At 69.3% G+C, this 19,135-nt stretch carries 23 protein-coding genes and 3 pseudogenes; 15 read left to right on the plus strand and 11 right to left on the minus strand.

The window, feature by feature from the left end; all coding sequences use genetic code 11:
• Positions 1-35: 35 nt before the first annotated feature.
• Positions 36-410, plus strand: coding sequence for a metalloregulator ArsR/SmtB family transcription factor (locus tag RI578_RS39150; RefSeq protein ID WP_310875541.1), 375 nt, complete (start codon positions 36-38; stop codon positions 408-410).
• 77 nt (positions 411-487) lie between these two features.
• On the opposite strand, the gene RI578_RS39155 is transcribed toward RI578_RS39150, so the two are convergent.
• The gene (locus RI578_RS39155) at positions 488-895 is read right to left on the minus strand and encodes a heavy metal-responsive transcriptional regulator (protein ID WP_310875542.1); all 408 of its coding nucleotides are present in this window, start codon (positions 893-895) and stop codon (positions 488-490) included.
• A 98-nt stretch (positions 896-993) separates the two neighbouring features.
• On the opposite strand from RI578_RS39155, the gene RI578_RS39160 reads away from it, so the two are divergent.
• Complete coding sequence (locus tag RI578_RS39160; protein WP_310875543.1) at positions 994-1,140, plus strand: hypothetical protein; 147 nt, start codon at positions 994-996, stop codon at positions 1,138-1,140.
• A 54-nt stretch (positions 1,141-1,194) separates the two neighbouring features.
• Here RI578_RS39160 and RI578_RS39165 read toward each other — a convergent pair whose 3' ends face one another.
• Positions 1,195-2,025 (minus strand): NAD(P)-binding domain-containing protein, encoded by an 831-nt coding sequence (locus tag RI578_RS39165; protein ID WP_310875983.1) that lies wholly within the window; start codon positions 2,023-2,025, stop codon positions 1,195-1,197.
• Positions 2,026-2,153: 128 nt separating this feature from the next.
• Here RI578_RS39165 and RI578_RS39170 point away from each other — a divergent pair, with 128 nt between their 5' ends.
• The 4 genes and pseudogenes from RI578_RS39170 to RI578_RS39185 all read left to right on the plus strand — a co-directional run bounded on the left by RI578_RS39170 (position 2,154) and on the right by RI578_RS39185 (position 4,768).
• Positions 2,154-2,978, plus strand: coding sequence for a fumarylacetoacetate hydrolase family protein (locus RI578_RS39170; RefSeq protein WP_310875544.1), 825 nt, complete (start codon positions 2,154-2,156; stop codon positions 2,976-2,978).
• 280 nt (positions 2,979-3,258) lie between these two features.
• Complete coding sequence (locus RI578_RS39175) at positions 3,259-3,570, plus strand: CBS domain-containing protein (protein ID WP_399062917.1); 312 nt, start codon at positions 3,259-3,261, stop codon at positions 3,568-3,570.
• Between the two features lie 105 nt (positions 3,571-3,675).
• Positions 3,676-4,377: pseudogene (locus RI578_RS42760) on the plus strand (ANTAR domain-containing protein); the annotation flags it as partial.
• 127 nt (positions 4,378-4,504) lie between these two features.
• The gene (locus RI578_RS39185) at positions 4,505-4,768 is read left to right on the plus strand and encodes a hypothetical protein (RefSeq protein ID WP_310875545.1); all 264 of its coding nucleotides are present in this window, start codon (positions 4,505-4,507) and stop codon (positions 4,766-4,768) included.
• A gap of 84 nt (positions 4,769-4,852) precedes the next feature.
• On the opposite strand, the gene RI578_RS39190 is transcribed toward RI578_RS39185, so the two are convergent.
• The 5 genes and pseudogenes from RI578_RS39190 to RI578_RS39210 all read right to left on the minus strand — a co-directional run bounded on the left by RI578_RS39190 (position 4,853) and on the right by RI578_RS39210 (position 9,688).
• On the minus strand, positions 4,853-5,422 hold the full coding sequence (locus tag RI578_RS39190; RefSeq protein ID WP_310875546.1) for a hypothetical protein: 570 nt from the start codon (positions 5,420-5,422) through the stop codon (positions 4,853-4,855).
• A 230-nt stretch (positions 5,423-5,652) separates the two neighbouring features.
• Positions 5,653-6,414: a ZIP family zinc transporter gene (locus RI578_RS39195; protein ID WP_310875547.1), complete on the minus strand. Its 762-nt coding sequence runs from the start codon at positions 6,412-6,414 to the stop codon at positions 5,653-5,655.
• Positions 6,415-6,539: 125 nt separating this feature from the next.
• Entirely contained in the window at positions 6,540-7,094 is a 555-nt protein-coding gene (locus RI578_RS39200; protein WP_310875548.1) for a DUF308 domain-containing protein, read from the minus strand.
• A 676-nt stretch (positions 7,095-7,770) separates the two neighbouring features.
• Positions 7,771-8,180, minus strand: a pseudogene (locus tag RI578_RS39205) (helix-turn-helix domain-containing protein); the annotation flags it as partial.
• Positions 8,181-9,097: 917 nt separating this feature from the next.
• Positions 9,098-9,688, minus strand: a complete 591-nt coding sequence (locus RI578_RS39210) for a TetR/AcrR family transcriptional regulator (RefSeq protein WP_310875549.1) — start codon at positions 9,686-9,688, stop codon at positions 9,098-9,100.
• A 179-nt stretch (positions 9,689-9,867) separates the two neighbouring features.
• Between RI578_RS39210 and RI578_RS39215 the strand changes: the two genes are divergently transcribed.
• The 8 genes and pseudogenes from RI578_RS39215 to RI578_RS39250 all read left to right on the plus strand — a co-directional run bounded on the left by RI578_RS39215 (position 9,868) and on the right by RI578_RS39250 (position 13,503).
• Complete coding sequence (locus tag RI578_RS39215; protein ID WP_310875550.1) at positions 9,868-10,305, plus strand: DUF6463 family protein; 438 nt, start codon at positions 9,868-9,870, stop codon at positions 10,303-10,305.
• 65 nt (positions 10,306-10,370) lie between these two features.
• Positions 10,371-11,426: a YihY/virulence factor BrkB family protein gene (locus RI578_RS39220; RefSeq protein WP_399063273.1), complete on the plus strand. Its 1,056-nt coding sequence runs from the start codon at positions 10,371-10,373 to the stop codon at positions 11,424-11,426.
• A 152-nt stretch (positions 11,427-11,578) separates the two neighbouring features.
• On the plus strand, positions 11,579-12,034 hold the full coding sequence (locus RI578_RS39225) for a phosphatase PAP2 family protein (protein ID WP_310875551.1): 456 nt from the start codon (positions 11,579-11,581) through the stop codon (positions 12,032-12,034).
• A gap of 85 nt (positions 12,035-12,119) precedes the next feature.
• Positions 12,120-12,557 carry a phage holin family protein gene (locus RI578_RS39230; protein WP_310875552.1) on the plus strand — a complete coding sequence of 146 codons (438 nt, stop codon included), beginning with the start codon at positions 12,120-12,122 and terminating at the stop codon, positions 12,555-12,557.
• Positions 12,554-12,862 (plus strand): DUF3618 domain-containing protein, encoded by a 309-nt coding sequence (locus tag RI578_RS39235; protein WP_399062925.1) that lies wholly within the window; start codon positions 12,554-12,556, stop codon positions 12,860-12,862. The genes RI578_RS39230 and RI578_RS39235 overlap by 4 nt, the downstream gene beginning before the upstream one ends.
• 9 nt (positions 12,863-12,871) lie before the next feature.
• Complete coding sequence (locus RI578_RS39240) at positions 12,872-12,985, plus strand: LPXTG cell wall anchor domain-containing protein (protein ID WP_310875553.1); 114 nt, start codon at positions 12,872-12,874, stop codon at positions 12,983-12,985.
• A 40-nt stretch (positions 12,986-13,025) separates the two neighbouring features.
• A pseudogene (locus RI578_RS39245) lies at positions 13,026-13,205 on the plus strand (DUF4235 domain-containing protein); the annotation flags it as partial.
• Positions 13,206-13,224: 19 nt separating this feature from the next.
• Complete coding sequence (locus RI578_RS39250) at positions 13,225-13,503, plus strand: hypothetical protein (protein ID WP_310875554.1); 279 nt, start codon at positions 13,225-13,227, stop codon at positions 13,501-13,503.
• A gap of 34 nt (positions 13,504-13,537) precedes the next feature.
• On the opposite strand, the gene RI578_RS39255 is transcribed toward RI578_RS39250, so the two are convergent.
• Together RI578_RS39255 and RI578_RS39260 are read right to left on the minus strand one after the other, a co-directional pair.
• Positions 13,538-14,533 carry a YihY/virulence factor BrkB family protein gene (locus RI578_RS39255; RefSeq protein WP_310875555.1) on the minus strand — a complete coding sequence of 332 codons (996 nt, stop codon included), beginning with the start codon at positions 14,531-14,533 and terminating at the stop codon, positions 13,538-13,540.
• Between the two features lie 358 nt (positions 14,534-14,891).
• On the minus strand, positions 14,892-15,107 hold the full coding sequence (locus tag RI578_RS39260) for a hypothetical protein (RefSeq protein WP_310875556.1): 216 nt from the start codon (positions 15,105-15,107) through the stop codon (positions 14,892-14,894).
• Between the two features lie 568 nt (positions 15,108-15,675).
• On the opposite strand from RI578_RS39260, the gene RI578_RS39265 reads away from it, so the two are divergent.
• Positions 15,676-16,128, plus strand: a complete 453-nt coding sequence (locus tag RI578_RS39265; RefSeq protein WP_310875557.1) for an ATP-binding protein — start codon at positions 15,676-15,678, stop codon at positions 16,126-16,128.
• Positions 16,129-17,175: 1,047 nt separating this feature from the next.
• Here the strand turns inward: RI578_RS39265 and RI578_RS39270 are convergent.
• Both RI578_RS39270 and RI578_RS39275 read right to left on the minus strand, forming a co-directional pair.
• A complete protein-coding gene (locus RI578_RS39270) occupies positions 17,176-18,186 on the minus strand; it encodes a hypothetical protein (RefSeq protein WP_310875558.1) in 1,011 nt (336 codons plus the stop codon).
• Positions 18,187-18,686: 500 nt separating this feature from the next.
• On the minus strand, positions 18,687-18,920 hold the full coding sequence (locus RI578_RS39275; protein WP_310875559.1) for a DUF6207 family protein: 234 nt from the start codon (positions 18,918-18,920) through the stop codon (positions 18,687-18,689).
• Between the last annotated feature and the right edge of the window lie 215 nt (positions 18,921-19,135).

Below are 19,135 nucleotides of genomic sequence, written 5' to 3' on the forward strand. Positions count from 1 at the left end.
GCCCGTGCTGGTTCGGTTCCTGTCAATATAGACGTATGCCGAATGCGAAGGTGCTGCCACTGCTCGAGACCGCCGAAGGTCAGGGTGTGGCGCCGTGCTGCCCCCCGTTGACCGAGCGCCCGATGACCGCCGAGGAGGCCGAAACGGCCGCGCGGATGTTCAAGGCGCTCGGTGACCCGGTCCGGCTGCGGCTGTTCTCCGCGGTGGCCCCGCACGAGGGCGGGGAGACGTGCGTGTGCGACATCTCCGACGTCGGCGTCTCCCAGCCCACGGTGTCCCACCACCTGAAGAAGCTGAAGGAGGCCGGGCTGCTCACCTCCGAGCGGCGCGGCACCTGGGTGTACCACCGGGTCGAGCCGTCGGTGCTCGCCGCGATGGGCAAGCTGCTGGCCATGCCGGCCGCGGCCTGACGATCGAACGGGCCGGCGTTCTGGTTGTGCGCCGCGGCCCCGCCGTCACGTAGGTGGCGGCCGACATGGCGGTGGGTTCAGGCGTCCTCGATGATCGAGCACACGATGGCCGGCTCGCCGCACGGCCGGTCGTCGGCGCCCCGACGGGTCTCGGTGAGGGTCTGGCGCAGCGCGAGGAGATCGGTGATGGTCGCGTCGATCTCGGCGATGCGCGCGTCGAGCAGGGTGCGGACAGCGTCGCACGGCGGGGTTCCACCGCGGCGGACGTGCAGGACCTCGCCGACATCGTCCAGGTGCAGGCCGAGTGCGCGGGCCCGGCGGATGAACGTCAGCAGCTCGACGTCGTCTTCGTTGTAGAGGCGGTAGCCGGCCTGGTTGCGCTCCGCCCTGGGCAGCAGCCCCTTCGCTTCGTAGACCCGGACGGCCTTGCGTGTGAGCCCGGCGGCCTTGGCCGCCTGCCCGATCGTCATCCCTTGCATGGCCATGTGCGTTCCTCCTTCCGCCCAGTGTTGACCTTGCCCCAGGGGCCAGGTTCTAGCGTCGCTCGCGACGGAAGAGAAACGCGAACAAGGAGGTGAGCGCGATGCCGTTCCGTGAGGGTGAGATCTATCGCTGCCCCGATGAGAACTGCGGCTGCGAGCTGACGGTGACCAAGGGCGCCCCGGCCAGCTGCGGCGGCCAGCAGAACCCGACATGCTGCTGCGGCCAGACCATGGTCAAAGGCGCGTAGTCGCACGCCCCCGGCCGCCCGGTACCGCGCGGCCGGGGACGGCTGCCCCCGCGCTCACAGGAGCCCGGCGATCTCGCGCACCGCGTCCCGGGCTGGGCGGCCCACGCCGATGAGGGTCGCGGAGGCCGGACCGGTCCAGTCGCCGTACCCGAGCAGATGCAGCCGCGGCTCGCCGAGGGCGCGCGTGCCGTCGGTGGGGATGTGCCCGCGCGGGCCGCGCAGGTTCAGCAGGGCGAGGTGGGCCAGGGCCGGGCGGAAGCCGGTGCACCAGATGACCGCGTCCGCGTCGGCTCGGTGGCCGTCGGCCCACTGGACACCGTCGGCGGTGAACTGGGCGAACATCGGCTTCACGTGCAGAAGTCCGGCGTCGCGAGCGGCGCGGACCGGCGGCACAGCGACGATGTCGCCGAGGAAGGCGACGCCGCCGGTGTCGTCGCGGCCTGCGTAGAGGGCGCGGCGGCGGGCGGTGGCGACGTCGAACAGGGCGCGGCCGTCGATGTCGTCGGCCAGGAACCGCGGCGGGCGCTGGGTCACCCACGTCACCTCGACGTCGCCGTCCAGGGCGAGGTCGGCGGCGATCTGGGCGCCGGAGTTCCCGCCACCGACCACGATGACGCGGCGGCCGGCGAAGTCGGCCGGACAGCGGTAGCCCACGGTGTGCAGCTGCCGCCCGGTGAAGACGGATCGGCCGGGGACAGCGGGCAGGAAGGGACGCGACCAGCTGCCGGTCGCGCTGATGACCGCCTTCGCCAGCCACGTGCCGGTCTCCGCCTCGACCAGGAGCCGGCCCGCGTCGCGGCGTACGGCGTCCACGCGAGTGCCGTGCTGCACGGGCAGGTCGTAGCGCTTCTCGACCTGGACCGCGCCGCATGTCGGGCCGGGCAGGAGCGCCCCGCCCTGGCTCTCGACGACCGGATAGCGATGGACGTGTCCCACCTGAGACTTCCTGGCCGGGGAACGGCATCTCCCGGCTGCAGGCGCGGCTCGCCCCCGGCGCCCTGACGGACCGCGGGGTGACCGAGCTGCCCCGCGTGGACCTGCGGCACGGAAGCACCGCCCGCTACCTGAGCCCTACCACCGATCCCCTCTCGTACGTGGCCGGATACACCCTCTGCGACGACGTGTCCGAACGCGCCTACCAGCTGGAGCGCGGCGGCCAGCGGGACAAGGGAAAGAACTGCGAGACCTTCACCCCGCTCGGCCCCTGGCTCGTCACCCCCGACGAACTGCCAGGCCCTCAGGACATCGAGCTGCGGATGACGGCCAACGGGGAGCTGCGGCAGAAGGCGTCAACTGCCGACATGATCTTCCCGGTCGCCGAGATCATCCGGTTCGTCGTCGCCTTCGCCCTCGTCGCGCTCTCCAACGACCGGGTCGCCGGGCGGATCCAGACCGGGTCCGGGGCCGGAGGGCGGCTGTCCGAGCCCGGTGAGCCGCTGCGGCAGTGGATCCAGCTCAGCGCCTGGACCATGCCCACCAGCTCCGACTTGGGGCGCTGGCTGCTGTACCGCCTCGGCGACGTGGCACTGCTCGCCCTGGTCTGGTGGGGACTGCGGCTGCTGCCCGGCCTGCTCGACCGCGTGACCTACCCGGCCTACGCGCTCGGCGCCGTCGCCGCCACCACCCTCGGCGTCGAGGTGAGTGAAATCTGGAAATTGCTGCTCTCCTACCAGAGCAGCACTGGCGGGCCACTGCTCTACTACGTCTCCATAGGCTCAGGTGTGCCCGCGGCGCTCGTTTTCGGCATCCTCGCCGGTTGTGTAAGCGCGCTGACCGTGCGGCTGCGCACCCGCTCACAACCATCTGCCCCAGCCGTGGCGCAGGCCCAACCGGCCTGATCGGACCCGGCGCCGCCGCCTGCTGCCCTTACCTCCACTACCTGGCCCGAGGAGAAAGCGACGCAGCCGACTGATGGCACTACCAGGCCGGCGACGTCAAACCCGCACCCGGATCATCCGACCAGGACGATGCGTCCAAGGCGTACCGCGACCAACGCTGGCACCCGGCAAATCACCCCATCACCACCCGGCCCGCATCGACCAAGACGGCCGCCCGGAAGCCGTCCCACTTGGGCTCGCCCGCCCAGCCCGGCCGCAGATCAGAACTGGACACGATGCTGTGCTGGTAGCCGATCACGGCCGGCCGCGCGGGTTGGTCACCGACTGGGACCTGACCGTGCGCGTCCTCGCCGACGGCGGTGACGTCTCCGTCCGCACGGTGGCCGAGGCGTGCAGCAGCGAGCTCGTCACCGTCGCGCCCGACGACGACATCGACCGGGCGGTGCAGCTGATGCGCTCCAAGGCGGTGCGTCGGCTGCCGGTCGTCGACGACGGCCGACCGGTCGGCATCGTCGCCCTGGGCGACCTCGCCGTGGAGCACGACCATGAATCCGCCCTGGGTGCCATGAGCGCCGCCGACCCCCACGCCTGACCACCGCGTCCGAGCGCGCATACCGGCCCGGCTGCGGATGAGGAGAGCACTGTGCCGCACCGGCGCCCCGGGCCCGACGCGGGCGAGCCCGGCACGAATATCCAGATGGCACGAGAGCCGCACCGGTTGCGCGAGGAGAATGCGCAGCTGCGGCACGCTCTGGCGCCCCGCCCGGTGAGAGACCAGGCCCGCGGCATGATCATGGTGATCGGACGCTGCCCCCCAGAAGAGGCCTGGGAGGTGCTGGTGGCTCTGTCCCAGCACAACAACGTGAAACTGCACGCCGTCGCCCGGCAGCTGATGGCTTCGACAACCGGCACCAACTGCCCTTACCGATACGACGCGCTCTGGGCCAGATGCTGCGGTCCCGCAGCCGCGGGTAGCGCGCTCACGGCATCCAGACTCCGGCGCCGCACGTCGCTGGCCGCGCTCGGAAGGCGCCGAGGCCCCGAGCCCGGCGGTTTGTCTTCGGATTGCTCCGTGATGGACCAGGCCGGTGAGATGCCGCGGCGAGCGGTGGCTGCGCTATGGGCACGGGAATGGGCGCCGCATGCCCTTATCGATGGCGTACTGCCGGAATCGACCCTGCGCAACATGATCGGCGTACTCGTCAGACTCGTCGAGTCGGCCGGAGCGCTGATCATCTTCATCGGCGCCATCTGGGCTTTCCTCCAGTTCGTGCGCGCCGGCCTGCGCAGGGGCCGAAGGGTGTCCGGCTTCAACCGGATCCGCCTCTGCCTCGGGCGTCTCCTCACCCTCGGACTGGAGTTCCAGCTCGCAGGCGACGTCCTGCGTACCGCGGTAGCGCCGAGTTTCACCGAGATCGGGCAGCTGGCAGCCATCGCCGCCATCCGTACGGCTCTCACTACTTCCTCGGGCGGGAGATCGCGCAGGAACGGGTCGAGCTCGGCGCCGGTGAGAACAAGACCGCCGCATGATGACGGACTGGCTGCATGTGGCGGCCGTCCTCACGACCGTGACGGGGCTGCTGAGTGCCTCCCTGACCTACACGGTGACGCGTCAGGTCAGTGTGTCACTGGGCGTGCTGCTGGACTTTTTGAGTGCAGCCGGACTGATCAGGCTCGCGGACGACCCGTCGTGGGGCAGTATCGCCGCTGCCGCGGCCGTGATCGCCGTCCGGAAACTGATCGGACCGAACCTGGGCCGGCCACCGGACCACCGAGCTGCGCCACGGTGAGGGGGACGGGCGTGCAGCGCGATGTGCTGCTCGCCAGGAGGGCGGCTTTCCTTTTCGCAGAATCTCACTGCTGGAATGGGCCTCTCACCGGACGAGCGGGGCCGTAGACCGGGCGTGTTCCCACATGCCGTGGAACTGTTCCATGGGGCGCTGCTGCTCGCCGTGGAGGGCGTTGAGGATGACGAGGCATCCGGTGAGGGCCGGCACCGCCCACTGCGCGCAGGCGAGCTGACGCTGCGCCTTGTGCAGGTCGATGGGGTGCTGACCGGCCTTCTCGTTGTCCTCGGGGGCCGAGGAGCACGCCAGCTCCACCTTCTTGCCGAGGACGCGGGCGTAGGCGGTGGCGGCCAGGGCGGCCGCCGTGACGACGGTCTTGGCGGTGGTGGAGGCTCCGACGCCGTGCTGGATTCTGACCCGGTGGGCGTTCACGGCGAGCAGGCCGCCGCCACCGAAGAGGTGTGCGCCGATGGCGGCGGCGTTGACCGGTACCCACTTCGCCCAGCCGGCCGAAGCGATCCGGGCCCGGGCGGCGACCGTGGGGCCCTCGTCCTCGGCCGCCCCGTTGAGACCGACCGCACCCATCAGGGAGCCGCCGAACCAGGCGGCCAGTCCTACGTCGTGCAGGCTGCGGATGAGCGTGTGGCGTCCGGACATGATCGTGCTCCTTCAGGCAGGCGGGCAGCGGGGGCCGACGACGAGGCGTCGCGTGCTTTCCCACCCTCGCCGGACCGCGCCGTCACCGCCAATACGGCTGACCCAGACGATTCCCCGGCCAGGCAGCGACGACCTGCGAGGTCTGGGGCAACCGGCGACCGGGCCCCCGAATCGTTGCGGGCGGTCTCCCGGAGGCGTCGCGCCCGCCCATGCACCGCTCGCCGGCGCCTTCAGGCGTGGGAGAGGGCGAAGGAGACGAGGAAGCCGCTGACGGTGACCAGGCCGATGGCCAGGTGGGCGTCCTCGAAGGCCTCCGGGATCATCGTGTCGGCGATCATGGCGAGGATCGCGCCTGCGGCCACCGCGGTCACGGCGGCGATCACCGCGGGGGAGAAGCCGCCGACCACGGTGTAGCCGACGATGGCGGAGAGCGTGCTCGCCGCAGCGATCGCGCCCCACACTCCGAAGACGTACGCCTTGCCGCGGCCGGCCTTCTTCATCCCCGCTGAGCTGGACAGCCCCTCGGGGACATTGCTGATGAAGACAGCTGCCACGGTGACCAGGCTGACCGCCCCGCCGTCGAGCAGACTCACGCCGATCACCGCGGACTCCGGGACGCCGTCGAGCAGCGCACCGAGCGCGAGCGCGAGACCCGAACCGCCCTGCTGCACCTCGGACGGTTGGGACTGCGCCCGCCGGTGGCCGGAGCGCTTGCGGTGCCGGGCGCCGCGGCGTGCCAGCCACACGTTGCCCACGGTGTACGCGCCGGCACCGGCCACGGTGCCGATAGCCGCAGGAGCCAGCCCTCCCTGGTCGTACGCCTCCGCGACCAGTTCGAAGCTGACCGCCGACAGCAGCACGCCGGCGCCGAAGGCCATCACGGTGGCGATCACCTTCTGCGGAACCCGCAGCCCGAACCCCAGCAAAGCTCCGAACAACAGGGCCGAACCCGCGACCAGCCCCCACAGACCTGCCTGCACCACCTCTGTCATGATCCCGTGGGTACCCGCGGGATCGGCGATCAACTGTACATACCCCTGCCAGACCACCAAGGGCGCGGCGGGAGTGTGCCGCAGCCTTCCTGCCCAGGGGGAACCCGCAACCGTGCCGGGGCCTCTCAGATGTGACGTGTGGCCTTCGACGGGAGTGTCATGGTGTCCCGCAGTCGCCAGGCGACCGCAAGCATCAGCCCTCCGCTGATCAGTGCGTAGCCGCCGGTCACGTCGGCGATGGCGTTCGCTCCGTGATCGGGGCGCAGCCAGAGCAGGAGTCCGGCGGCAATGGCGGCGCCACCGGTCACCAGCAGCACCCGCTCGTGAGTCACACCGCGGGACCGAAGGACCGCCCAGATTTCGGTGGCCCCGGTCACCATGGCCCAGGCACCGATGAGAATGACCAGCGTCCAGCCGGTGAAGCCCAGCCACGCCACGGCGAGGAAGCCGGCTGTCACACTGAAGATGCCGCCACTCGCCCGCGCCGTGTGGGTCTCGTCGTGTCCCTTGTGCGGTCGAAGAACGGCGACCAGCCGAGCGGTGCCGTCGAGCAGCGCATAGACACCGAAGAGCAGCGAGAGCGCCGTTACCGTCACGGTGGGCCAGATCAGGGCGAAGAATCCGAACGCCGCGGCCGCTGCGCCCCGTAGGGCGAGCATCCAGGCAAGCGGCTGTCGCACGTGTCCTACCCTCCTGTGAGTCCGATCCGGCCTGTGCCGCGTACCCCGTTTGCTCGCAGGGACGACTCTGCCGAATGCGGTGTGGCGCGTGGCGGACAAAGGCGCCGGCCCGGGGGCCTGGGGGCCCAGAGGCATGCCGCCCCAGTGTGCCTGTCGCGGTAGAGGGGGCCGGCGGCCGCGCGAGTCGGAGCGGTGAAAGGCGCGCGTGTCCCGGCCACTCGAGGGGTGCGCCCCGCTGCTCCCCCCCTGTGGCGAGCGGGGCGCACCCTCCTCCAGGGGACGGTGCCCGGTCGGCGGGAAGTGCTTCCCGGCGAGGGTGGCCGCCTCGTGGAGTTCCGTGTGGGATTGCCGTGAGAACTCCTGCCCTCCTCCACTGCCGTGCGCACGTGGAAGGACGGGCCGACACCGGATTTCCACGACCAGCAGTCGGGCATCGCGTTCTGGCGGACGTCTCTGGGAGCGTGCCCTGTCGGGAGGTGTGTAGGAGGCCGGGCCCCTACCGCGCCAACGGCCAGGGCCTGTGTGTGCCAACGGGCGTACCACCACGGCGAGGCGGTGCTTTCAAAGCAGATCTGCTTCGGGCATGCTCACATCAGACGCGGTTGCTCCCGGTCTCATGGAAGGGACATCAGGAAAGGACGAGGGAAGGGCGCGTGGGAGGTCGGTGCCGTGTGCGTTCGCCGGGCCGGTCGCGTTCGTAGCGGCGGATGGCCTGCCCGGTGGGCCGGTCCAGGAAGACCAGGCGGTTGAGGCCGTGCCGGGTCAGGATGCGGTGGGTGGTCGAGGCGGGCAGGCCCAGGATCGGTCCCAGACGTGCGGGACCGAGCTTGCGGTCCTGACGCAGGCGGCACACCCGGACCTCGGTCGTTGCCGGGGTGCGGTGCGGTGCGGTGTCGTGCGGGGCCGGCTGGAGCGGTCGTGCAGCCCTTGCTCGCCTTCGGCCCGCCAGCGGCGAACCCACTTGTGGGCCGTGACGCGGGAGATGTCCATCTCGGCCGCGACATGCGCGACCGGACGGCCTGCACGGACACGCTCGATGAGCAGCCGCCTGCCGTGAACGGTCAGCCGGGCATTATGGTGGGACACGAAGACCTCCGTGCGGTGCAGTCCTAGACAGCTCCACCACACCGGAGGTCTTCGCCATGATCAAGCCCCGCCGACGTTAACAACGCTCGTGATCAATACACCTAGGCCGTAAGGCCGCCGCTGTCGCCGTCAGCGCTGCTACCGCGCTGGGGTTGATATCTGCAGGAGCGTTCCCCGGCAGAGGTTGCAGGCGAGAACTGGACGGTGTACTCTATGCCGGCTCCTGGCACCCCCCGCCCGCTTCCGGAGCCCGCAGGCGCCTGCAGCACCCGCCAATCCGGCCCCCGCTGTTCACGTTGGCGAGGCATGGACGTACGGACCCACGGCTCCGGCCGCTTCCGTCGCTGCTCCGTCCTTGAATCAGGGCCAGGACGGAGCAGCGACGAAGGCGTCCGGCGGCCAGGCGTCCGACTACAGCGAGGACGGGAAGGGGGGAAACGGACCAGGGCGACATGAACGCGTGCAACGCCGACGTCACGCAGGTCTGTGTGGTTAACGTCAACCAGGGCCCCGTGTGCATCAGCTTCTGAGCCTGCGCTGACGGCCAGGCGGTCTCCGGAGGGCTTCTGCCTCCCTGCTGGGCAGGGGCGGAAGTCCTCCGTGTTCGCGAGAAGGCCCGTACGCGGCGCTGGGCGGGCCTGTCTGCGTGGTGAGACGAGGGGCGGCATCGACCGGCCGCACCGACGGTACTGGCTTCGGCCGCATGGCCACAGACGCCCCCGTCACTCCAGTGCCCTACACGCAACGGGGTTCTGGTCATCCGGTGGTCGGCAACGCCCCCAGTCTTCGGACGGGTGGGCGGGAGGCTGAGAGGATCGCGGAGACCGAGGTGTTGGCCGGCGGAAGGGCGGTCATTGTGGTGAGCACGAGGGCGGGGCCGTGGGGTCCCGGGCGGCGAGCAACCAGCAGAAACGGCCTTATCGGCGCTGCTCGGCGGCTCCGCCGGGGTCGCTGTGGTGCCGGTCGGCCAGGGCGGTGATTCCCGCTGTTGTGGCGGTGGCGAGGTCGGTGACCATCGCGTCGTCGACGGGCAGGTTGAGAATGTACAGCGCGGACGCCAGGGTGCCCAGCAGCAGCAGGTGGGCCATCGCGGGGTCGACGGTCCCGGCCAGTTCGCCGCGGGCCACGGCCTGTTCGATTATTTCGGCGAAAGTGGCCTGTTCGGCGGCCAGGAAGGTTTCCTGGAACCGGGTATCCAGTTCAGGATTGACGGCAAGTTCGCTGATCAGGGCCGGTGCCAGATGTCGGGCCGCCGGGGCGGTCATGCGGACGTGAAATGTGCGGACCAATGCCAGCAGGTCCCCGTGCAAGGAGCCGGTGCAGGCCAACGGAAGCGGTTGCTGCTCGTGCATGGTGGCGACGAATGCCATCTCGGCCTTGGAAGCGTAGCGGCGGTAGATCGCCGCCTTGCCCACTCCGGCGCGCGTCGCGACCTGATCCACGGTCAGGGCCGGGTAGCCGACTTCGTCGATCAGCTCACGCGTTGTCTGCAGGATTCTGTGATCCACGCGACTGTCTCGGGGGCGTCCACCCCGTTGCCTTCTCACTGTCATGCCCACATGATACGGAACGAGAGTATCGAAACAGCAGTATCGGAACGGCAGTTGTACAGATCATTGGCGCCCGACGCACAGACAACCGCGATGAAGTCGCACCCCGTGGCTTCGCGACAAGAACGGAAACTCAGATGATCAAGTGGGCTGGCTGGATCATCACGTTATGTGGAACCGCGCACATGCTCGGCGCCCTGACGGTGGAGAAAGCCGCGCGCCACGCCGGGACATGGTTCAGCGGCGGACTGTGGAGCGAGGACCTTGCCGATATGAGCCCGGCGGGCAGCGCGTACTGGCTGAGCCTGGACAGCTTTGGCGTACCGCTCATCCTGGTCGGCCTGACGGTGCTGTGGCTGGACCGCCGCGGCATCATCCCGCCGACATTCATCGCTTGGACGCTGGGGGGCTGGACCGTCGTCGACGCCGTGGTCCTCCCGTTCACGCCTTGGCCGCTCTTCGTGCTCGCGTGCGCCCTGCTGCTGATCGGAGCCGGCCGCGCCCGCCGCGACAACCCTGCGCCCAATTGCGACCAGGCAGCTTCCCCACCAATTGGCCGCGAGCGGGGAATCTGAACGGTCACTGACACCGATTCCCTTGTTCGGGCATGCTCACATCAGACGTGGTTACTCCGGGTGTCATGGTAGGGACTTCAGGAGATGACCGGGGCAGGGCGCGTGGCACAGCAGGTCGTGAGGCGGCGCTGCCGGAATCGCAGGCGGGCCCCGACGCTGAGGTGGAGCGACGGGAGCCGGATGAGCCCACAGAGCTGGGTAAGCGGTCGTGGTGGGCGGTGCTCAGGGGAACCGTGAAGGAGTTCCAGGACGACGAACTCACCGACCGGGCGGCAGCACTGACGTACTACGGGGTGCTGTCGTTGTTTCCCGCGCTGCTGGTACTGGTGTCGTTGCTGGGTCTTGCGGGGAAGTCGGCGACCGACCAGGTCCTGGGGAACTTGCGGAAGCTGGCGCCGGGTTCGGCCAGGGACATCATCAGTGATGCGGTGACGCAGTTGCAGGGCCGTGGCGGTGTCGGGTCGTTGATGGCCGTGGCCGGTCTCGTGCTTGCGGTGTGGTCGGCTTCCGGGTATGTCGCGGCGTTCATCCGTTCCGCGAACGCGGTCTACGACATGCCGGAGGGGCGTCCGGTGTGGAAGGTGCTTCCGGTGCGTGTCGGGGTGACGGTCGTCCTGCTGGTCCTGGCGGTGGTGAGCGCGCTGATCGTGGTCTTCACCGGCGGCATCGCCGAGCAGGCGGGGGCCGCGCTGGGTATCGGGGATACCGTGCTGACGGTGTGGTCGGTCGCGAAGTGGCCGGTGCTGGTGGTCCTGGTCGTTCTCATGATCGCGATCCTGTTCTGGGCGGCCCCGAACGTGAAGGGCCGTGGCTTCAGGTGGGTCAGCCCGGGCAGCGTGGTCGCGCTGGTTATCTGGATGCTCGCGTCGGCCGCCTTCGCGTTCTACGTGGCCAACTTCTCCGCCTACAACAAGACCTACGGCACGCTGGCCGGGGTGATCATCTTCTTGGTGTGGCTGTGGGTCAGCAACATCGCGATCCTGCTGGGCCTCGAGTTCGACGCGGAGATGGCCCGCCAGCGTGCCATCGCCGGCGGCATGGATCCCGAGGAGGAGCCCTACGTACCTCCGCGCGACACCCGCGCCTGGGACGAGCAGGACCGCCGCGAAGCACAACAGTGACCTTACGGCTGCCGTACATGCACGGATTGATACGGCCCGCACGGGTGACTTGCCCGGTCATGAACGTGGAAGCCAAGTTGTGCCGGGTGGAGCGGGGCCCGCTGCGGCGTGTGGCCGCGTGGCGGCCCGGGTGGGTGCGCAGGTGTGCGCCGGTGGTGGAAGAAGCGGCGGAGCGGACCAAGCTGTGGTGGGGCGCCGCGCTGGCCATGGCAGCGGTGGGTGGGATGCGGGGCAAGCGGGCCGCGTTGGCGGGACTGTCCGCGATGGCGGTCTCCGAGGTTCTGTCGAACGCGGTGGTCAAGCCGGTGTGGGAGCGGCGTCGCCCGCCCAAGGCGGTTGTTCCGCACGACGACGTCGACGACCGCCCCGACTCCTCGTCTTTTCCGTCCGGGCACACCGCGGCCGCGTCCGGGTTCACCGCAGCGGTAGCGGTGATCTGGCCGGCGGCCGGCGCAGTCTGTGCCCTGCCGGCCGTGGCGGTCGCGGTGCAACGGGTGCACTCGGGCGCGCACTATCCCAGCGACGTCGCCGCCGGAGCCGCCATCGGCGGCCTCGGCGCATGGACCGTACACCGGCTCCCGCGCCCGCTACAGAAGGTGATCTCGTGAACGGGTTGTGTCAGTGCTGCCGGGCAGGTGTTCCTGCGCCTGTCGGTGGGACTCGGGTGGCTACTACGGCAGAAGGGTGACGACGATGGCTGAGACAAGCCGTCCCGACCTCGGCAGCCACACCGAGCGTTCTTCTTCGAGTGGTGAGCCGGTGGGGGAGCTGGTGCAGCGTGCGGCGCAGCAGCTGACCGAGCTGGTGCGGGCAGAGATGCGGCTGGCGCAGGCGGAGATGAAGGAGAAGGGCAAGCGCTACGGCAAGGGCGGCGGCCTCTTCGGCGGGGCCGGCCTGGCCGGCTTCTTCACCCTTCAGACCCTGATCGCCACGGCGATCGCGGCCCTTGCGGTGGTACTGCCTGTGTGGGCGGCGGCCCTGATCGTGACTGCGGTGCTCGGTGTGGTGACGGGTGTGTTGGCGCTGACGGGCAAGAAGGAAGTCACTCGGGCCGCCCCGCCGGCCGCTGAACAGACCATCGACAGCGTGAAGGCCGACGTGGCCGAGATCAAGGAGAGTGCCAAGCGATGACCCAGCCGCCCCACGACAAGCCCACCGCCGCCAGTCCCGAAGAGCTGCGCGAGCAGGTCGAGCACACCCGCCACGAACTGGGGGACATGGTCGAGGCCCTGGCCGACAAGACCGACGTCAAGGCGCGCGCCCAGGAGAAGACAGCCCAGGCCAAGGAGCAGGCGTCCGCCAAGGCGGCAGAGCTGACCGGGCAGGTCAAGGCCAAGGCGGCCGAGGCCGCGCACCTGGTGCAGGAGAGGCTGCCCGACCCGGTCAAGGACAAGGCCGCCGCAGCCGCGGACCAGGCGAAGGCCACGGCGGGGTAGGCCCAGCAGATGTGGCACGACCAGGCGCCCGAACCGGTACGCAACAACCGCACGCCGCTGATCGCCGCAGGAGCAGCGCTGGTCGTCGCCTGCCTGCTGCTGCGCCGCAAGAAGAGGCAGTAAACGCAACAGGAGGCAGAAGATGAAGGCGTCGAAGGTGGGGGTGTGGAAGGTGCTGGGACATGACGAGGGCGCACCCGATGCCACCGGCGAAGAACGCGGGTGGGGCGAGGTCGTGACCGCTGCCGTCCGGCAAGGCGCGATCTTCGCGGGCGTCAAGACGGCCGTGGACCTCGGTGGCGCTGCGGCAACCCGACGCCTGACCGGCACCTGGCCCGGCTGACCAGGAAGAGACGCCGCTCATGCCCGCACACCAACTCGTGCCCGCGATGACCGCGGGCACGGTCACCGCCTTGGTCCTGCTGCTGCGTTGGGCCGTCACCCGCTCCCGCGCCCGGCGTCAGGGAGCGAGCTCTGCCCGCCCGCCCTGGCGCCGCACCACCCCGCCACACGGCTCGGCGGCCCCCTCCAGTGATCCGGCCGGGCCAGTCCCGCAGCCCGATGCTGTCCTGCGCGAGGCAGAAGAGCATGTCCACCAGTACTGGCAGCGGCTGCGTAGCCAGCCACCACCGCACGACTGATACGACCTCTCCCAGCCCGGACGTTCTCTCGAGATCATCGGGCGTCTCCGTGCGGGGAGTCGGGCGGTAGTTTGCGGGTGTCGCGGGGATCGGCGTAGGGCTCGTCGCCGGGCGGGTGGCCGCCTTCGATCGCCCGCTGCCGTTCCATCTCGGCGTTGAACTCCAGGCCGAGGAGGATGGCGATGTTCGTGATCCACAGCCACACCAGGAAGATGATGATGCCGGCGAAGGTGCCGTACGTCTTGCTGTAGCTGCCGAAGTTCGCCACGTAGAAAGCGAACGCCACCGACGCGACGATCCAGATGAGAACGGCCAGCAGGCTGCCCGCACTGACCCAGCGGAAGCGCCGCTTGACATTCGGCGCGGCCCAGTAGAGCAGGGCAATGGCCAGGCTCACCAGAAGGACCATCACCGGCCATTTAGCGATGTTCCACACGGTGACGACGGTGCTGCCCAGCCCCAGCAGCTCCCCGGCCTTCTGCGCCAAAGGGCCGGTGACGACGACGCCGACCGCTGTCAGGGCCAACAGGACGATGACCGCGACGGTGATGCCCAGCCGGGTCGGCAGGGTCTTCCACACGGGCCTGCCCTCGCCGATGTCGTACACGCTGTTGGAAGCACGCATGAACGCCGCGACGTATCCAGAGGCGGACCACAGGGCGAGGACGATACCGATGACGAGGGCGATTCCGGCCTTGCCCTGGCCGCCGCCGAGCTGCTTGAGCATGGCGGTCAGAATGTCGCCCACGGCCCCGGGAGCGAGGCCGGCGACGTTGTCGATCAACGGCTGGATCGCCGACTTCCCGATCAGCCCCAGAATCGACAGCAGGGCCAGTACGGCGGGAAACAGCGCCAGGATGCCGTAGTACGTCAGGGCCGCCGCCCAGTCCGTCAACGCATCGGCTTTGAACTCCTTGATCGTCCGCTTCAGCACACTGGTCCAGGACCGCTTCGGCAGATCGCCCGGCCCCTTCACCGGATCCGCGCCGCGGTCACCGGCTGGGCGGTCGGGTTCTTCGGATGGCGCCATTACTCCTCCGCCGCACTCCGCCCCGACGCCGGCCGGCGGGGACACTGCTTGAGCCCCACCGACGCTAGGGCCACCTGCGCGCGAAAGCGGCGACCGACGACCCGCACCACGGCACTGTCGCCCTGATAGAGCAGTCATCTGCTCGTGACGCGCGGTCACACGGTTCTCGACATCGAGGCGACGTCGGCTGACCGCGTGTGGGGCGCCCTACCGGAGCATCTGCCCAAACCTGCCCTGCCCACTGCCGAGGTCATCGCCGGTCTCCTCCAACACTGCTCCAGAACCTTCCAGAGGGCTGCTGAGGCAAAGGCGCTGCCCTCCTCCCGGACCCGTCGCCAAGGAAGGTGCCACCGGAAAGTCAGGCGGCGTCCTTGCGCAGGTCCGACTGCTGCGCCGGGAGCACCGGGCTGCTGGCTCCGCTCTTCCCGCCGGGGACCAGACGCAGGTGGCGAGGTCGTGCATGCCGGGCGCGGTGAGTGGGGTCGGTGTCGTTGAGTAAGTGGTCCTCGATGCGGCTCATGATCACCAGCAGCAGACTGAGTGCGGGCAGCAGCAGGACGGCAAGCAGCAGCACAGGGTGTTCCCTCCCTCACGGTGAGGACAGGCGGGTGCCCGTATCCGGGAGGTGGACAATCCCAAGGGGCGTGAAGAAGACGCGACCTTCCGGCAAGTAGCCCATATCGGACGGTGTTCGCCGAGGCGGGGAGTGGGGCGGTGCGTATCAGCCGGGGGGCAATCTGTATGCACCGCCGGCCCGCTTGGGGACGTCCGACGGGGACCGGTCGGAGCAGGAGGCGGGTGAAGGCGCCTGCCCAGCGGGCATGTCACTGTAGCCTCCTGCGATCACCCGCAGAAAGGACGGCCGGCGATCTGTGACACAGCGTGTCGCCCGCAGAGGAAAGACTCCCGTGCCTGCCGCACCTGGTGCGCGGTGTGATGGTCGACCTCTCCGGCCAGACTCAGTACATGGTGGTCCGCCGTTCCTCGATCGGTGCTGAGCCATGGGGGCGATACTCGCAGATCAGGGTCCTTGCCAGATCTGCTGCCTTACACCGCACGGCTGATGCCCGCGCGCGGGCGGCCGGCAAATAAGCATGTGCCGCACAGGCGTGGGTATGTGCGGGAGTGTGAACGGGGTGGTGATGGAATCAGTGCCTGTGGGTGAGGACGGCACTGCCCGGTACGAGCAGAACATACAGAACACGGTCCCCCTGGACGGCGACCGCACTTGCATCGGCCAGGCCCGTCACCTGGCAGCGGACTTCCTCACCCGGGTACAGGCCGAGCACGGCCTGCCGGTCTGCCAGCGTGCGATGGATCTGACGCAGCTGGTGGTCAGCGAGCTGGTCACCAACGCGTGCAAGTACGCTCCGGGGCCGGTGCTGATGGACCTGCGCATTGTCGGTGACACGGTCGAGGTAGTGGTCTGGGACTCGGAACCCATGCTGCCGCTGGCCCGGGCCGCTGATGTCGGGCGAGTGGGCCAGCACGGCCTGGAGATCGTCATGGCCGTCGCCCAGGGCTTCGCAGCACAGCGGGAACCCGTCGGCAAACGCATCATCGCCCGCATTGCCCTGCTGGACGACCCTGAATGAGGGTGACGGCGCTGTGCAGAGAACGTGTAGCGGTGCGGGCAGCGCGGACTCGGAGGTAAGCCGTCGTCCTCCTGCACTCTTCGGAGACGGCGATCGCTCATGAAGCACATCAGCTGGCGACCCCGTAACAGCGGGACTCACTGGTGCAGCCAGACGGCAAGGCCGCGCAGTCTATGCACCCCACCGGGCCCGTTCCGAACGACGCCACAAGGCGATAGCAACACGGAATAGCGGGCAGATGGTCTTGTGCTGATAGCCCCAGGAAGGAGCCGGCCGATGCCGGGCATTACTGCACTTGCGGCCAGAAAGTGGAATGTGTGGGTGAAGCGGAACACTGACTGCCTACGCCGCCTGACGGCCTCCGGGCTGGTAGGCCTGAGCGAGGTCAGGTCCTGTACGTCCTGTCACCGATGGGTGGCCGCAGGGCGGAACGTATGCCCGTCCGGGCACCGGATGCCCAACAGGCCGGACCAACGCAAGGTCCATCACGCCCACGCCCACGCCGCGGACGCCCCGCGCGCAGGCGACGATGACGATCGTCACGCACTGTGAGCTCAACGCGCCTTGCGGGACAAAGGCCGACAAGGGTCTCCTGACCGTCGTTGCGTTGTCTCATTCAGGCACGCCCTTCCCACCGGCACCGCGGCCTGGAAATACCGTCTGTGCGCTGGGCCGCAGGTCGTCGGCCGTTTCGCGGTGGACAGCTTCGGGACTCTCCCTGACAAGAGAGCATATGTCTTCCACGGCACAATCACCGCAGCCGCGATCCGACTATCGCTCCGACCATGATCCGCCGGACAGGACCCAACGCATCATCGGCACATAGGCCGGGCGGCCGGTCAACGGCGGCGCCGGCCAGGTCCTCGCTTTGCTCCGGCCTGCGGCCGACAGCACACCGTACTCGCGGGCAGCAGCCACACATGGGGCGATCGTCGGCGGGGGTCTGTCCGGGAGTTGTCGGCGTGCTGGTGTGTGCCCGCACGGGGGTTCAGTCGACCGATACGTCCCCGTCGGGCGGGCCACGCTGCGTCCAGTGCGGCTTGGCGGTCAGCGCCGCCGGCGTTCCGTGAGAGCCATGCGGCCCGTCTTCGTACGGACCGCACGGTAGTGCAGCGGCGTCAGGCGTGAATACCGCCACGGGAGTGCCTCCGTGAAGCCGTCGACATGGCGGAACTGTTCCCTGGCTGCTCTGTACCGGCCCTGCAGGTACAGGAAGTACCCCAACAGGTGCCGTACTTCCGCAAGCCTCGGGTGATCCGGGTCAGCGAGTGCTGCGTCGGCGAGCGCCGCGTCAACCAGTACACGTACATCAGGGGTGCAAGATCCGACACGACCCAGCTCGTCCACGTGGCTCTCGTACCAGGCGATCACCGGCAACGCTGCCAGCAGACTGCCCGGCGGCGCACCGGCGGCCGACCTCTCGGCGAACTCCCGCGCGAGCTGATGCGAGCCTCGCCACTTCGCGGTCCAGTACTGGAGGGCACTGGTGTGTGCTTCGAAGTGATGCGGCGCCAGGTCCGTGATCTGCGACCACAGCGCGTCCATCCCCACGTGGGAGTAGCCCAGTCCGCGCGCCCTCCAGAGTTCCGCGACGAGCGGTGTGGGGTCGCTGGAGCACAGGGCCACAACCCGCCCGATGTCGTCCTGCGAGGCCAGCAACTCCCGGTGGAATGACTCGAACTGGCTTTGCGATGTCCTGTCCGCGTACGCACCGCCTCGCAGCTCCCACGCGTACGAGATCCTGGCGCGAGCCACCACGAGCGCGGCGTCTGGGTCTTCGGGCCGGGCCTTCTCCCATGCCTTCAGCCAACGGTCGCTCCCTCTGGCAGCGACGTCCCCCAACCGCTGTGCGTACAGGGAGCGGCGCTCCCAGTCCTGGCCGGCGTCCTCGAAGAGCTGGGCCGCGGGCTCCCAGCGGCCCCGGGCGGCAGCCCTGCACGCGCGTTGCAACGGGGCATCGGGGCCGGCGAGGTAGGAGTGCTGCCACCGCAGCGGCAGCAGGCCGTACTTGAGCCAGCACCAGAGCAACAGCAGACAGGGAAGGACAAGGAGTGTCATGGTTGGCCGAATCCCTCCAGGAAGAGTGCTGCGACGCGCAAAGTGGGGGGGGTGCCGGCAGTATTCCTGTCGCAAAAGCAGGGACGACACGCGGGGTGCCGCTGACGCCCTCCGGCGCTCTCGGCGTGTTCGTCATCGTGGCCGCCGACTTCGGCCTGCTCTTCTCCGCCGGGGTTTTCATCCCGTCGTCCACCACGTATCGCATGGCGGCCACACCGGACGCTTTCATGTCCCGCGTCGGCACCTCCCGGTCCGTTGGCGCGAAGACATGCCAGGCCGCCTTCGTAATCGTCGGTGGTCTCATCGCCGCCGCAGCGGGGGTACGCGGCGCCCTGCTCATCGCCGGTCTGCTGTGCATGGCGAGCGCGCTGCTTCTGCCATGGCGCAAGGCGCGCTTCTCCATGAGCATGTTCCAGCGCCTACGATGGAAGGGGTTTCGTCCCCGGCCACGGACAGTCCGTCCGCGTAGCGGCTTCCCGGGTTGCAGGGACGCGAGCTGCCTACCCGGGGCCGTGGAAGCTGTCGGGCGGGCTGAGGGGCTGGCGCAGGTTGAGGTAACCGCGCAGCCAGACGCCCGGCTGGCCCGGATCGTGTGTCGTGCGCTCCCCGGAGGTGGTGGCCCAACCGGCCGCCAGGGCGGTGTGGAAGGTGAACGCGGTGTCGTCGTCGGCCGCGGCGATGTCGACCACGACCAGGCCGGGTTCGAACACGTGCACATCGTTGATCGCTTCCATGACCGGCACGACGCCCCGCCCTGGGGCGGCGGTTCTCATTCCGCTGCGCATTCACCCTTGCGCGAGCGTGGCGGCACCGAAGGACACTCGGAAGTGAAACCGTTCTGATTCTGAGCCTTACGTGCGGATCCCGGTGTCCTGGTGTCCGGGGTTCTCGGAACCTGCGCGGCTGTGTGTTCGACGTGCTGCGTCTGGACGGCACAGGGCCTCACCGC

This window comes from Streptomyces sp. BB1-1-1 (assembly GCF_031597775.1).
In the GTDB taxonomy this organism is placed as follows: domain Bacteria; phylum Actinomycetota; class Actinomycetes; order Streptomycetales; family Streptomycetaceae; genus Streptomyces; species Streptomyces thinghirensis.

Coding starts and splice junctions, on each gene's coding strand:
- RI578_RS39150 (WP_310875541.1), top strand. CDS start 36: ATGCCGAATGCGAAGGTGCTGCCACTGCTCGAGACCGCCGAAGGTCAG.
- RI578_RS39155 (WP_310875542.1), bottom strand. CDS start 895: ATGGCCATGCAAGGGATGACGATCGGGCAGGCGGCCAAGGCCGCCGGG.
- RI578_RS39160 (WP_310875543.1), top strand. CDS start 994: ATGCCGTTCCGTGAGGGTGAGATCTATCGCTGCCCCGATGAGAACTGC.
- RI578_RS39185 (WP_310875545.1), top strand. CDS start 4,505: ATGATGACGGACTGGCTGCATGTGGCGGCCGTCCTCACGACCGTGACG.
- RI578_RS39190 (WP_310875546.1), bottom strand. CDS start 5,422: ATGTCCGGACGCCACACGCTCATCCGCAGCCTGCACGACGTAGGACTG.
- RI578_RS39195 (WP_310875547.1), bottom strand. CDS start 6,414: ATGACAGAGGTGGTGCAGGCAGGTCTGTGGGGGCTGGTCGCGGGTTCG.
- RI578_RS39215 (WP_310875550.1), top strand. CDS start 9,868: ATGATCAAGTGGGCTGGCTGGATCATCACGTTATGTGGAACCGCGCAC.
- RI578_RS39220 (WP_399063273.1), top strand. CDS start 10,371: ATGGTAGGGACTTCAGGAGATGACCGGGGCAGGGCGCGTGGCACAGCA.
- RI578_RS39230 (WP_310875552.1), top strand. CDS start 12,120: ATGGCTGAGACAAGCCGTCCCGACCTCGGCAGCCACACCGAGCGTTCT.
- RI578_RS39235 (WP_399062925.1), top strand. CDS start 12,554: ATGACCCAGCCGCCCCACGACAAGCCCACCGCCGCCAGTCCCGAAGAG.
- RI578_RS39240 (WP_310875553.1), top strand. CDS start 12,872: ATGTGGCACGACCAGGCGCCCGAACCGGTACGCAACAACCGCACGCCG.
- RI578_RS39250 (WP_310875554.1), top strand. CDS start 13,225: ATGCCCGCACACCAACTCGTGCCCGCGATGACCGCGGGCACGGTCACC.
- RI578_RS39255 (WP_310875555.1), bottom strand. CDS start 14,533: ATGGCGCCATCCGAAGAACCCGACCGCCCAGCCGGTGACCGCGGCGCG.
- RI578_RS39265 (WP_310875557.1), top strand. CDS start 15,676: ATGGAATCAGTGCCTGTGGGTGAGGACGGCACTGCCCGGTACGAGCAG.
- RI578_RS39270 (WP_310875558.1), bottom strand. CDS start 18,186: ATGACACTCCTTGTCCTTCCCTGTCTGCTGTTGCTCTGGTGCTGGCTC.
- RI578_RS39275 (WP_310875559.1), bottom strand. CDS start 18,920: ATGGAAGCGATCAACGATGTGCACGTGTTCGAACCCGGCCTGGTCGTG.